We start from the raw sequence: 14,321 nt of genomic DNA on the forward strand, positions 1-14,321 counted from the left end.
GTTATTCATTTGCCTTGACTATGTTTTTAAATTGTTAAAACTTTGTAGAGCAACAGCTGTGCCAATGAAGTTTTTCAGATTGAAAAGGGTTTTTTAACTTACTGTTTATAAAGAGTAATACTTCTTTTTTTGAGGGTGGTAATAGTGTTTTAAACTCAAATTAATGTTAATGATTTAGTAAATACGCGTATTATATTTATCAAATGGTTAAAAAGTATGTGGATAAGGTGTAGTATTTTCGATGTATGAATAGCCATTTAAGTTGATAAAACATCAACTTAAATGAAGTTACCTTATTTTATAGGATGTTTATGAGTATTGCTCAAAGAAACGATACAGGTGAAACAGACATTAAAGATTTAACTGATCTTATTAAATTCAGTTATGAAGACGGCAAGGTCTGGTTTGGTGAGCAGAGAATGCTTCTAATGCATGTGTCGGCTATGGCTGCTTTTAGGAGGGAGTTGCTAAACAGTATCGGCATAGAGCGAGCGAAAGGCTTTTTTTTAAGATTAGGGTATCAAGCTGGCATACGAGATGCTGAACTCTCTAGACGTCTGCGGCCAACCTCTAAAGATATAGATATATATCTAACCGGACCACAGTTGCATTCAATCAAGGGAATGGTAAAACCCAATCCTATCAAACTAGACATCGATCAAAAAACTGGACATTTTTACGCCGAATTTGAATGGATTAATTCATGGGAAGTTGAAGTCGTGCAGACCGAGCTTGGTCAAATGGATGAACCTGCGTGTTGGTCTTTACTGGGTTATGCTTGCGCGTTTACCTCTGCATTCATGGGGCGTGAGATCATTTTTCGAGAAGTTAGCTGTAGAGGTTGCGGTGACGAGCGTTGTCTTATAGTTGGAAAACCAGCAAAAGAATGGGAAGACCATGAAGAGTTCTCGCAATACTTTAAAGCTGAACCAATTATTGAGCAACTATATAGTTTGCAGTCTCAAGTCAATTCTCTTCGTAGCAATCTGGAACGTCAACAAGGCCAATACTATGGAATAGGCCAGTCAGCTTCATACAAAGAAGCATGTATGAAAATTGATAAAGCAGCTCAAGGAAAAGTATCCGTTTTGTTACTTGGTGAAACAGGAGTAGGCAAAGAGGTCATTGCCCGCAGTGTGCATTTACGCAGCAAACGAGCTGAACAACCGTTTATAGCGGTTAATTGCGCAGCAATCCCACAAGACCTTATTGAAGCAGAGTTATTTGGCGTAGAAAAAGGTGCATTTACCGGTGCTACACAGTCTCGGGCCGGACGTTTCGAAAGGGCGGATAAGGGAACTATTTTTCTAGATGAGGTTGTTGAGTTAACCCCTCGGGCACAAGCCTCTTTGCTACGAGTCCTGCAAGAACAAGAACTTGAACGAGTAGGGGGGTCACAAATACATAATGTAAATGTAAGAGTGATTGCTGCAACTAACGAATCTTTGGAGCAAGCGGTTAATAATGGAAAGTTCCGTGCTGACCTCTATTACCGCTTGAGTGTGTTCCCCGTAAAAATACCTCCTTTGCGCGATCGCATAGACGATATACCCTTGCTTGTTGAGCATTTTTTACAGAAATTTCATGACGACTATTCAAAGAGAACACTAGGTCTATCTGATAAGGCGTGGGACTATCTTTCTAAATACTCTTGGCCGGGTAATATACGAGAGTTAGAAAACGTAATTGAAAGAGGCGTAATTTTAACTGACAGTAATGAAACGATATCAGTCGATTCGTTATTTTCATCAACTATTGAACAGCTTCAAACAAATAGTGAAGATCACGTTTACTCAAATGGTGCAGTAGTAAAGACGAGTGAGAAAGAAAAGGACAATTGGATAGATGAAATTCTTGAAAGAGAAATAAGCCTAGATGCTGTTGAAAAAATACTGACTGAAAGTGCAATGGCAAAAGCCAAGGATAATATTTCAAAAGCAGCGAGATTGTTAGGAGTAACGCGTCCAGCACTTGCTTATCGTCTAAAGAAACACGGAATAATCGAATAAGTTAATCTTCTCAATTCACCTATTGGCTAAATCTCTCTTTAAACAAATGTAAATCATCGGAAGCAAGAGTTTAGCCAAAGGAGGAATACATTCATATCAAGTAGTTACCATATGATTAAAACTAATTATTTCTCATTTTCCGCACCCCATTTCATTTATCATTTCATTAACATCTAAAGTCTGGATTTCTTGCCACACTTGCCCATTTTATAAATAAAAAATATAAGTCATTGATATTTAGAGTGTATTTCTGGGTGCACTTACGCCCCCGTTAATGGCATACCCTTTGCAACTGTGATTTTTATGTTAATTAAAAAATACAATGATCATGCTATCCAAAAAATTCATTCATATCGGCACGCCACTCAATTTGAATTCGCGCTATAAAACTCGAGTGTTTGCAGTGTTTTTTATTATAGGCGCTATATTCTTACCAGGCTGTGAAGCCCCTTTAGTAATGGACAAAGTTTCTTCGCAACTTAAACAACCTATGCAACGAACTGACTTCTATCAAGCCTTTGCTAGTAATGAAGAAATCGCAGTATTAGTTGGCACGAATGGCGTTGTTTTAACCAGCAGTGACACGACAACCTGGAATCGTAAGATTTTAAATGAAAAGCCGTCGTTACTTGCCATTGATACTTGTCCAGACGAAACCTTTATAGCGCTTTCATTCGATAATCATATTTGGGTATCAAGCTCCAATGGTGACGATTGGTCATCTATTCAAATTGATACTCAAGAGCAATTAATGACTGTCGATTGCGCACCCAACGGTGAATGGTGGGTAGCCGGCGGATTCTCTACTTTTTTGAGGTCAAATGATAAGGGACTCACCTGGCAATCTAGCTCATTAGAAGAAGACGCAGTTATTACCAACTTATTCTTTCTTTCAGCACATGAAGCGGTTGCTACAGCAGAGTTTGGCATGCTTTTGGTAACCAATGACGGCGGTAGAACTTGGACAATCAGCGGTTTTATGCCGGATGAGTTTTATCCTCATGCTGCACATTTCACATCCACTTCACAAGGCTGGGTGGGAGGACTCAACGGTTTCATTTATTACACTAACGATTCTGGGAGCACTTGGCAGCAGCAAAACGCAGATAGCGCCGCACCAATTTATCAATTCGAGAATGTAAATGGTGATCTTTTTGCATTAGGTGACAACGCCACAGTATTGAAATTCACTGATAACCATTGGAAAACAATACAGTCGGCTACTGCCCCAGTCTATTTGCGTGCCTCTTTATCTTTTAACAACAACTTATTGGTTGCTGGAGGACGTGGGATGTTCATGAAAATCGACCCTAGTATTACAGCGTTACTTGTTAATGAAACGGAATAAGAAGATGACACCTAAGCATCGGTTTACACATTTATTACACAATATAGAATCCAGTATTTTCAAGCACCCGCACATTGTCCTAAGTGGAATTATCTTGTTAACGGTTTTCTTTTTAAGTCGCATTCCTGCCTTAAAAATTTACACGGATTTTGCCAATTTGTTACCACAAGAGCATCCGTATATCCAACTGCATAATAGTATTAAAGACAGTTTTGGTGGCGCTAATGTGTTGGTAGTGGGGGTTGAATTTAGCGATGGCGATTTATTTTCAAATGAGAATTTAGCTATCTTAGATAGAGTTACTCTGGCGGTAGACAACCTACCTGGTGTAAACCACAACCTCGTTGCAAGTCTAACCCATCGAAATTCACGGCATATTTGGTTGACAGAGGTGGGGAGTATCAATTCGCAGCCATATTACGATTCAACATATGGTGAATATAGTTCTGTTGAATTACAGGTTATGCGAGACAACGTCGCAGCAAACCCCCAAGTATATGGTCCGTTGGTTGCACCTGATTTTAAAATGGCGCTGGTAAAAGCACAGCTAATTGAAGGGCAATTAGATTACGAAAAAACCTTCACGCAATTACAACAAATTATTAGTGAAGAAAGTCAAACGGGCGTCACCATATACGCCACTGGACAGCCTGTATTAGTCGGTTGGGCTTATACTTACTTGGAGCAAATCCTTCAAATATTTATTTTTACAATCCTAATAATGTTAGCGCTATTAGTATTCCATTTTCGCAAGGCTTATGGCGTTCTAGTACCACTTGGCGGAGTACTAATCTCAACCATATGGGGCCTAGGGATTATAAGTCTATTGGGTTACAACCTTGATCCACTTGGGTTAGTGATCCCCTTTTTAATAGCAGCTAGAGCGATGAGTCACGGCGTACAGTTAGTTGAGAGATATTATGCTGAATTAAAAGTATACGCAAAGGGCAGTGAAGCCGCGAAAGCTACATTCGATAGCCTATTTAGACCGGGTACTTTAGGCGTTGTCTCTGATGCAGTCGGTCTATTATTAATTGCAGTCGGCTCTATCCCGTTAAATACACATCTTGGTATTTATGCATCCTTATGGGCCATTACAGTAGTATTAACGGTCTTGATTGGTGTGCCCTTATTACTTTCTGTGTTACCAACACCAAGAAACTCAGAAATCAAAGAGACATTCCTACGTTACATCGGTTCGAGTTGTTCGCGAATAGTGACTAGCCCTTACGCCGCACCAAGACTCCTTTTAGGTGCATTAGCTTTTATCATGGTTGGTTTATTTGCTGCGTCTCAAGTCCAAATTGGAGATTCAGAGCCGGGCTCTCCTATTTTATACCCTGATCACGATTACAATGTTTCTTCACGGACCGTAAATGAACGTTTTCCAGGCTCTGAAGAACTCTACATTATTGCTGAAACTGATACCAACGGTGGGTTAAAGCGACCCGAGGTGCTGAAATCACTGATTTCACTGCAATCACACATGTTATCTGATCCAGATGTAGGGGGAAGTAAAGGTCTAACCGATCTTGTCCAGCAAGTTAACCGACTAATGCACAATAATGACCCGCGTTGGTATCAAGTCCCCCATGACGCATCTTATGTTGGTGGTTTGATGTTTACATACATGGCGTCTAGTCCAATTCCCGGTGCACTAAACGAATTTAATGATACCGATGACCGCATTGCTAACTTGGTTTTCTATTACAAAGACAGGCAGGGTGAAACTATTCGCCGTGCCATTCATATGGCAAAGACATGGATTGATGAGCATGGCAATGATGTGGATGGACTAAAAATTCGTCTTGCTGGCGGAACCATAGGGGTCGCAGCAGCGATGAATGAGTCAGCATTTGAAACCAATATTATTGTCTTGCCACTTGTTTTTGTGCTGATTTTTGCTTTTGTCATGCTGTTTTATGCTTCTTTGCACGCTGGTTTAATGATGTTAGCAACTATGCTTTTTGCATCAATTTTAACTTATGCCTATATGGGACTTTACGGCATGAGCATTGATATCAATACCGTGCCAGTGGTTGCAGTCGGTATCGGCGTGGGTATCGATTACTCCATATACATGATGGACCGAATACGTGAGTTTATGGCCAAAACGGGCAACCTTTTTGACTCAGTTCGCCAATCAATCGCCACCACTGGAATGGCCATTAGTTTCACAGCCGTTACCTTAATCGCAGGCATCGTAATGTGGGTCATTCTTTCAGAATTGAGGTTTCAATCTGACGCTGCCCTTTTACTGTGTGTGATGATTGTAATCAATGGCTTTGCCGCCATGCTGTTGGTGCCTTCTTGGGTATTGGTTTTTAAACCTAAATTTATTGTCAATGTGTATAGCGATGAAGACGGTGTATTGCATGCCGACGCTAAAACAGTTGACGCAAATCCTGCTGATCTGTCATCACCCACAGCGTTTGGCGGAGCAATTAACGGAAATCAAAACTGATTGCAGTTTCTTGGTTTCTTTTAGCACATAAGAGAGGATATAACATGCTCAAAAACACACAGCTAAAAAGATGTACGATGCTTAAAGTAGCACTAGGGTTTGCCCTTTTACCTACTTTTCAGCAAAGTGCCTTTGCAGAAGAAGTTCGGGTCAACGCATTCATCGAAAACGCAACATATTTGCGTAAAGATGTAGGATTATCAAAATTTCGAAACACACTACAGATAGAAGCAGAAAAAACCTTTAAATCATCTGGGTCTTTTAACAATATCTCCTTAAGTGGGACGTTTCGTCTCAGTTATGATGGCGTCTACGACTTAAATGACGAAGACTTTGGTGAAAAGGCTGGTCGAGCAATTTCTTTAGAAAATACTGCTGCAGGGCTAGGATCCACAGTGCCTTTTGGTGAAGGTTTAGCACTACCATTTTCCTTCGATACCGCCAATAATCCGAATGAAGGCATGGTTGTACTTGGTGAACATCTTCACGAAACTGATGGTGGTGTAGCTTTTGGTGTGCCAATACGACCTTGTGACACTGATGCAAGAGGTTGTATTTCAGGTTACTTGTCTCGCGATATTCAAGAACTAAGATCTCAAGAGCTAAATGACCGTTTAGATTTTATTCGCGAACTCTATGTAGATTTTGATTTCAATCTAGACAATGGGCACATCATTAGTACTCGTTTAGGTAAGCAACAAGTTATTTGGGGTAGAACCGACTTGTTCAGAGTGCTTGATGTAATTAACCCTGTAGATTATTCGCGAAACAATATTTACGACGAGTTAGAAGATATAAGAATCCCCATGTGGATTTTAAAAACTGACTATCGAATGGGTGCTACTGAGACGTTTGATGATTTGAATTTACAATTAATTTGGAACTTTGACCGTTTCCGTCCTAATGATTTAGGCCAATGTGGTCAGCCCAATGTAATTGTAGATGCGGGTTGTTTTTTCAGGGGAATGAATAACCTATGGGAAAATGGTGGGACAGTAGCAAACTTTGCTGGGGGAGTCGCTGCAACTGACTTTGGTCCAGGTCAAATCGGCATACGCCAAGCCAACTTACCAAATTGGAGTCTTTCTAACACTCAAGTCGGCTTAAAATTTGAAGGGGTTTTAGGGGATCTGGGGTTTTCATTAAACGCCTTATCGTATCGTTCTCAAATGCCTTCATTGCGAGGGGGGATAGAAGCACAAAACGGATTCACGGGTGAAGTTGCTGTATGGCCCGCACTCATTGCTTTTGATATCGATTTTCCACGCGTAACTTTGCTCGGTGGTTCAATGGACTACTACTCACAAGGTATTGACACCGTCTTTAGAGTAGAAGCTGCACACACTTCAGGCGAGGAATTTGCTAATACACTTAGAAGTGAGTTGTTCTCAGAATCCGATGTACTGCGTTATGTGATTGGCGCAGATAAAAATATCTTTATTCCTTTCTTAAATGATAAGCGTGCGTTCCTGTTCTCTGGTCAAGTATTTGGTCAGCATATTTTGGACTATGAGCAAGAACAACGTTTATTAGGAGCAGCTGGCATACCCGATTGGGAAGAAAATTGGACGGCTACTTTGCTTATAAAAGGTTGGTGGATGAACGACCGATTAAGCCCTCAAATTATCAGTGCACATGATTTTAGGGCCGGCGCGACAGCAGTAGCAATGTCGGTTGAGTGGATAGTTAGTGACAATTTGAAATTCACTGGAGGTGTAAACTTTAAATTTGGAACAGGGGCTCGCAAATTTGACGATTGCCGTTCATGTAACCCTTGGACGCCATTTACTGCTGCTTTTCCTGAACACGCCATTGGGTCTACCCTCGGTCTAGGTGGTTTCGAACCTTTAGGGCGCTTTAAATCTGGTCCAATTGGTATGGCTCAAGAAGAAGATGAGCTTCAATTTACCCTTCGTTATAGTTTCTAAAAGAGGATAACAACATGAAAATACTAACTTTAGGCATAAAGCTCAGCATCGCTGCGATTATGTCCAATCTTGCACTAGCAACACCCGCATTGGCATCAAATGAAGTGGTTCAACAATCCTTCTTTCCATATGCTGAAAATAAACCAGCGTATGATTCCTTAACAGCAGGTCTGATTATCGATCAATCTAATGTTGCGCAGTTTAAAGATGTTATTGACCCTGCTTTTTACTCATTTATTGAAAAAGGTTGGACGCAAATAGTGGTTGGCGACACGACTTCATTTGCGCTACATCAAAGTTATATAGACGCCACTCAAAAAGGTTATGGCAAGGTAAGCTTGGGTGAAAAAGTAGGTGAAATTAACGGTTGGGAAGCAGGAAGACCTTTCCTTGATGAACCGAGCAAAGATGATCCTCGTGCAGGTGAAAAACTCGCGTGGAACTATAAGTATGGATACAACTGGGGAGACAGCGCTGCCATAGCACCATTCTATTGGAAATATCGGGATATGGAATCTGCAAAAGTAGAGCGTACGATAAAGTTTAATTTTCACTTTTTGAATTTTAAAGGACGAGTAAATCAAAAGCCTACTCCTGAAATTACACCAAACCCTTCTGATTTATTCCGATCTATATACGTGCAAGTATTAGCGCCTGATGATGTGCGTAACACACAGTTACTGATCCATCGTGCGGCTGATGACTTGAAACGCGATAATTCGTGGTTATACCTTGGCTTCCAACGCAGAGTTAGACGATTGGCAACAGGTCAGGTAACTGACGCCTTCCTTGGTTCTGATTTGATGATTGAAGATTTTGAAGGATATAACGGGCGCATCTCTGATATGAATTGGGAGTATAAATCCACACGCTATATGCTTATGCCGTTTTTTAATCACAACGAGCTAACCTTAGATGCTGAAACACATGAAGATGATGATGGTTATCAAGTCGTTGCTTTTGGTGGTAAGGGTGGATGCTTCCCTAACATTACGTGGCAATTACGCAAGGTATATGAAGTAGAAGCAAGACCGGTAAATGAATCTCATCCATTGTCAAAACGTGTACACTTTATGGATGCTCAAACATTTACTATACCCAGGACGGTATCATATGACCGCAAAGGTACAATGTGGAAAACCTTTACAATTGGTCAAGCACACCCTGATCATCACTTGCCAGCGAATAAAGGCTCAGGTGTATCTATCGATGATGCATTTAGCATGATAGACGTACAAGCTAATCATTGCACAACCGGTCAATTTAAAGGTCAAGTGGATCCGGAACTGTCTCCAACCAGTATGTTTAGTGTTCAGCATTTGCGTGCCACAGGAAGTTAATTAATTACTCCAACCGTTTGGGGCTTGCATTAGCAGCCCCTTTTTTTCATATCAAAGTAAGAGGTAAAAAGTGGTAGAAAACAAAGAACCTATCACGGTCATAATCTCGCGTCGTGTTAAGCCTGAAATGGTGAAAGAGTTTGAATCTCTTACATCAGAAATGACCGAACGAGCAAGCAGGTTTCCGGGCTACTTGGGGACAACGCTGTTTAAGCCCTCGTCTAGCATTGACCCAGAATATCGAATTATGTTTAAGTTCCAAGATATGAATAGTTTGCAGGAGTGGGAGGGCTCCTCGCAAAGAGCTGAGATATTGGAGAAAATTGAAGATTTATTGATAACAACAAGTGAAAGGGAACAGGTGTCTGGCTTGATAACTTGGTTCACGCTACCTTCAACAAATCCCATTACACCTCCTCCACGGTATAAAATGTCACTGATTAGTTGGCTGGCACTTTATCCCGCTGTGCCCCTTATATTTTGGTTATTCGAATCGTGGTTGATAGAGTTTCCAATGTTTATTAGGATATTTATGGTGACTGCATTAGTGATTGTGTTGATGACTTATTTATTGATGCCCTTTATGACCAAACGCTTTGCTTTTTGGTTGTACCCAAAATCAACACCTGAAGATAGTGACGTCTAAAAAGTCGTTTTACAAATAGCATTTATAGTGTCGCGGCTTTATAAGATCCGAGCATTTTTACTTTGTTTCTTTTGCTAACTTCTTTTAAAGCAGCGGCTACATTAGCGTCCTGCTGGTTACCTTCAAACTCTATAAAAAAATGATACTTGCCAAACATCTTACGAGTAGGGCGAGAAATGATGTTTGTTAAATTGATTCTGCGTGCAGAGAATGATTGAAGTACTTCCCCTAACAGGCCAGGATGATCGTCATCATCTAGCACAATAATACTGGTCTTATTTGCAAGCTTTGGATTTGTGTAAAGTGGTTTTTTACTCAGTGCTAAAAAGCGTGTTTGGTTATTATCGTAGTCATTCACTTTGTTTATCGTAGACGCGAAGTCTTGTGGGCTAAATGATCCAGAGGGAACAATTGCACCTGCTTTATCATTTGCGTCAATACATTTCTCAAGGGATTCAATGTTACTTTCTGTTAAATGAATGTTTACTTTATTTAAATTTTGAATGAATTCCAAACATTGACCTTGTGCTACAAATTGGACGAATAGTTGCTCTATGTCCTTAATTTGTTTTGCATTTGAAACAAATGAAAATTCGATAGGGAGCATCACTTCATCAATAATGCATAAATCGAGCTCTACTAAAAGATCTAGCACTAGCGCGATGAAACCCTCAGAAAAATTCTCAATAGGTATGATGCCAATATCACAAGATTGCCCTATTTCATGAAGGGCTTTTCTAATCGTAGGCAAAAAATAAACATCACAAATAGCTGACTGTTGTTGAATAAACTTTTTCGTGGCAAGTTCAGAAAATGTGCCAGCTGGACCTAAGGTCACTATCCTCAACATTCATACCTTACTGACTCTGTGAGACTACGCGAAAACTCTTGATTTTGAGGAGCGGGTACCCCCTGTTTTTGACACCTTTTGATAACAGCTCCCACAATGGCATCTAGTTCAAGTTCTCTACCTTTCTCCTTATCTATTAACATCGATGTTTTAATTGCCGAAAAATTTTTAATCAAATCAAATAAGCTATCTATATCTTGGTGCGTCAATTCTACTCCATCATAACGTGCAGCCTCTACGGTTTCTTTCATAGCGTTTTGTATCATGGTTACATATAAAGGATTATGAGTTAGCTCGAGTGTATTCAAGCCAGTTATGGCCGACAACGGATTCACACCATTGTTAATGACAAGTTTTTTCCACAATTCAAGGCGGATATCTGAAGTTAGCTCAAATGGAATATTCGCGAGCGCTAAATATTTTGCAAAATTTGTCAGTTGATAAGGCATTTGTTGGCCAGATTTGACGACTGGCCATGGACCGAAGGTGATTTTTGCTATACCCGTTGATATTATTTCGCCGGGCTCAATAACTTCTCCTCCTATCTTAATCGCCATACCACCCCAAACTCTATTTTCGCCGAAGGTGTCAGCCAAAACCGCCTCGCTGTCAACACCGTTTTGTAGCGATAATATCGGACACTTTGATAATTTTAACCAGTTTCCAAGTTCTGTTATTGCAGTGAAAACCTGATTTGCTTTGAGGCTGATGATTACTAGATCGAACTGGTTGCTTTGAAAATTATTAGTTAGCTCTTTATGATTGACCGCATTGAGAAGTGTAATGCTTTCCTCTTCGTCATGTATAACCTTGAGACCATTTCGCTGAATTGCTTCAAGGTGCTTTCCTCTAGCAGTTACAGTAATAGACCTGCAACATTTATGTAAACGGCTAGCGTAAAACCCGCCAATCGCACCACACCCTAAAATTAAAATATTCATATGCCTACACTAGTTTGTATGCGTTCGATACTAAATTAAGTTGCTCGATACAATTAATCGTGAAAGAGTCATCTTGGAAGTATCAAATCTAAGTATGATGTAGGGGAGGAAGCATGTAATATGCCAAATTCTTCCTAGCAAAGGTCTTTTTGGTGTAGACCGCATTTATTCTGAATTCAGTGCTTAATTTAACAAAGAGAAATGTAAAAAGTGCACCGTGTTATTACACCGATATGGTTTAAAATACTCTTCTTATGGTAAATATTCATCAAATAGTAAAATTGCTATACACCTTAGGTTGCTACCAAAACCTAGTTGAAGTTAAGGCTCGTTGCCTTTGGAAATCGAAATCTTGTCCATTAATCAAAGAGGGTGGCGTCACGGTTAAATGCTTCTCTAAGAGCAATATCTTTGCTTGTATCGTAGCACTTATCGCAACCATGTCGAACTTTAGTGACATCAACGCGATATCATCAAGCACACCTTGTTTAATGATAGTGGAAAATAACCCGGTTATTGACGCCAAAAGCTGCTGTATGTCAATAACAATAATATACAGCGACCTGTCTCAAGTGGAAAATGGACGTCGCCGGATAACGCATATAGAAGACCCTCAAAATGTATTTCAATATAGATTATCAGCACAGTCAGTTTTTGATAACCACACCCTACAATCACCACGAGTCCTTTGTTTTCTAGATGGATGACCAAGGCATGCTCGTCAACAAAGTCTAAGATTAGTTATCGAGGATTGGGGACCGTTGACGCCACTAAATCCATGGGGGGCGACGGCTTTTCGATGGTAGATAAATCAGTGTCGGGATAGCTAATCGGGCAGGGGGCAAAAATAGACATATTCACCGGTGCTAGCTTGCTAAAACTAAAGCGTATACTGCTATTTTCTTGCTATGTACGTCCACCCATATGATCACTATGGAAGTGACTGATAAAAACAGTATCAATTCCATCCGTGCGCACATTGAGGTGCTATAAATTTTGCTTCAGTTGGGATTCTTACACTTATCGAAGGTTGTGTCCCAAATCAGATAACACGGTGTGCTGTCATAGGTAACCATAATCTCTTTACCTGCAACTAACTGAAGAACAGCGTAGGTATTCAAATGACTTTTGTAGGCTCACACCTCGAACCGCTATCCAAGTTAAACCAAAGCGATATTCGCCTTGCCATTTCAAATTCAACTTATCTTTGTACTTAAGAAATGAGTTGATTATTAACGCCAGTAAGAACCCACCCACCCCTATGTCTAATACGGTTCAGTATTAGACATAACGTATGCAGGTAAGTTATAGTGTTTGCATCTTAACTAACAATCACAACACTCTTGGCAATCACAAAACCTACACCGTTGTTTCCCACGTATACTGAGCTGGCAGAGCTCAGTCTGTCTGACTATCCACAACTAAGTTCATTCTTAGATAAGCAACCAATATGGATGAGACAGCACTGGGACTGGGCGAAAGAATATCTTTTATATATCGGTCGCAACAAATCACAGCACACGTATGTGCGTTTTCGAAATGACATCGAAAAGTTTCTACTGTGGGTCTTCATGGTGGATAAGCAGCCAGTAGACGACTTACGTAAAGCAGATATTTTGCGATACATTGATTTTTGTGTGGCGCCACCAGTTAAATGGATAAGTACGCAGCTCCATGATCGATTTAGCCTCAATAACGGATATTTTGCTTCAAACCTTAAGTGGACGCCGTTCAGACAAACGCCGCCAAAATACGATAAGGAAAGAGTGCTCGATCCGAAAAAGTACCAACCGTCATTGCAAACCCTCGAATCTACCTTTGTGGCATTAAGTTCTTTTTACCGTCATCTCATCGATGAAGAAATTTGTTTCGGCAATCCTATTCCATTAGCAAAACGTGACTGCAAATATATGATTAAAGACAGTCAGGTGAAAACGATCAGTCGATTAACGGAGCAGCAATGGCAATATCTCTTGGATACTGCGGTTGAGATGGCAGATAACGATCCGCTTGTGGAACGCAATTTATTCGTTATTGCTACCATGAAAACCCTATTTCTGAGGCTTTCAGAGCTTTCAGAGCGCCAAGACTGGACACCGTTAATGAGCCATTTTTGGACTGATGAGGACAATAACTGGTGGTTTAAGGCCTATGGAAAAGGCAAAAAGATTAGAGATATCACGGTACCACCGGGTTATCTCACGTTTTTGAAACGATATAGAGAATGGCGTGGACTGTCACCGTTACCATCCAAAGGTGAACAAACCGTTTTGGTCGAAAAAATTCGCGGTCGCGGTGGTTTAACGAGTCGTCAAATTTCCAGGCTTGTACAGCATGTTTTTGATGAGGCTTTCGACAAGATGAAGTCTGAACATGGAGTAGAAGCCGCACAGAAATTAAATGAAGCAACGACACATTACTTGCGTCACACCGGGGGCAGGCACAATGGCACAGCCATAATGCCGCGCCATTTTGGCATAGTTTTCATTTAGCGTAGGCGCGTAGCGGTGGGCTTTGGTAACGGCCGATTTCAGGTTATCCGGCACAAGTAAACGGGGTACACCGCCAAGGTGGCGGAACGTTCTTACGTGCGCCATTATCCAGTCTTCTTCACGTTGTGAGCGACCAGCTTCAACATAGGTGTAGTTGGTTGCGCCTAAGGTCGCAACGAAGATTTGTGCGTGATAACGTAAGCGATCAATATAGGCCGTCTTCCCCAGATTTAGCTACTCCGTAAAATAGCCTCCGTAGATTTTACTAACGGAGACTTTACTGATGGCAACAAAAAGACGTAC

The 14,321-nt window shown here is 40.7% G+C and carries 9 protein-coding genes and 1 pseudogene; 7 read left to right on the forward strand and 3 right to left on the reverse strand.

Features of this window, described 5'->3' with window-relative positions:
- Nucleotides 1-311 precede the first annotated feature (311 nt).
- The 6 genes from JKP77_RS20200 (at nt 312) to JKP77_RS20225 (ending at nt 9,735) form a co-directional block, all read left to right on the forward strand.
- A complete protein-coding gene (locus JKP77_RS20200; RefSeq protein ID WP_218312983.1) occupies nt 312-2,009 on the forward strand; it encodes a sigma-54-dependent Fis family transcriptional regulator in 1,698 nt (565 codons plus the stop codon).
- Between the two features lie 322 nt (nt 2,010-2,331).
- Nucleotides 2,332-3,357 carry a WD40/YVTN/BNR-like repeat-containing protein gene (locus JKP77_RS20205; protein ID WP_246601310.1) on the forward strand — a complete coding sequence of 342 codons (1,026 nt, stop codon included), beginning with the start codon at nt 2,332-2,334 and terminating at the stop codon, nt 3,355-3,357.
- 4 nt (nt 3,358-3,361) lie between these two features.
- Nucleotides 3,362-5,821, forward strand: a complete 2,460-nt coding sequence (locus JKP77_RS20210) for an efflux RND transporter permease subunit (RefSeq protein ID WP_218312984.1) — start codon at nt 3,362-3,364, stop codon at nt 5,819-5,821.
- 44 nt (nt 5,822-5,865) lie between these two features.
- Nucleotides 5,866-7,749: a DUF1302 family protein gene (locus tag JKP77_RS20215; protein ID WP_218312985.1), complete on the forward strand. Its 1,884-nt coding sequence runs from the start codon at nt 5,866-5,868 to the stop codon at nt 7,747-7,749.
- 14 nt (nt 7,750-7,763) lie between these two features.
- A complete protein-coding gene (locus JKP77_RS20220; protein WP_049588603.1) occupies nt 7,764-9,089 on the forward strand; it encodes a DUF1329 domain-containing protein in 1,326 nt (441 codons plus the stop codon).
- Nucleotides 9,090-9,159: 70 nt separating this feature from the next.
- The gene (locus tag JKP77_RS20225; protein ID WP_338024903.1) at nt 9,160-9,735 is read left to right on the forward strand and encodes an antibiotic biosynthesis monooxygenase; all 576 of its coding nucleotides are present in this window, start codon (nt 9,160-9,162) and stop codon (nt 9,733-9,735) included.
- Nucleotides 9,736-9,757: 22 nt separating this feature from the next.
- Here JKP77_RS20225 and JKP77_RS20230 read toward each other — a convergent pair whose 3' ends face one another.
- Both JKP77_RS20230 and JKP77_RS20235 read right to left on the reverse strand, forming a co-directional pair.
- Entirely contained in the window at nt 9,758-10,585 is an 828-nt protein-coding gene (locus tag JKP77_RS20230; protein ID WP_049588605.1) for a prephenate dehydratase, read from the reverse strand.
- Entirely contained in the window at nt 10,579-11,526 is a 948-nt protein-coding gene (locus tag JKP77_RS20235; RefSeq protein ID WP_049588606.1) for a ketopantoate reductase family protein, read from the reverse strand. The genes JKP77_RS20230 and JKP77_RS20235 overlap by 7 nt, the downstream gene beginning before the upstream one ends.
- A 1,454-nt stretch (nt 11,527-12,980) precedes the next feature.
- On the opposite strand from JKP77_RS20235, the gene JKP77_RS20245 reads away from it, so the two are divergent.
- Complete coding sequence (locus tag JKP77_RS20245) at nt 12,981-14,018, forward strand: tyrosine-type recombinase/integrase (RefSeq protein WP_246601311.1); 1,038 nt, start codon at nt 12,981-12,983, stop codon at nt 14,016-14,018.
- Here the strand turns inward: JKP77_RS20245 and JKP77_RS22445 are convergent.
- Nucleotides 13,962-14,207, reverse strand: a pseudogene (locus JKP77_RS22445) (IS21 family transposase); the annotation flags it as partial. The gene JKP77_RS20245 and the pseudogene JKP77_RS22445 overlap by 57 nt on opposite strands.
- Between the last annotated feature and the right edge of the window lie 114 nt (nt 14,208-14,321).

It is taken from the genome of Alteromonas antoniana (assembly GCF_019249295.1).
Lineage (GTDB): Bacteria > Pseudomonadota > Gammaproteobacteria > Enterobacterales > Alteromonadaceae > Alteromonas > Alteromonas antoniana.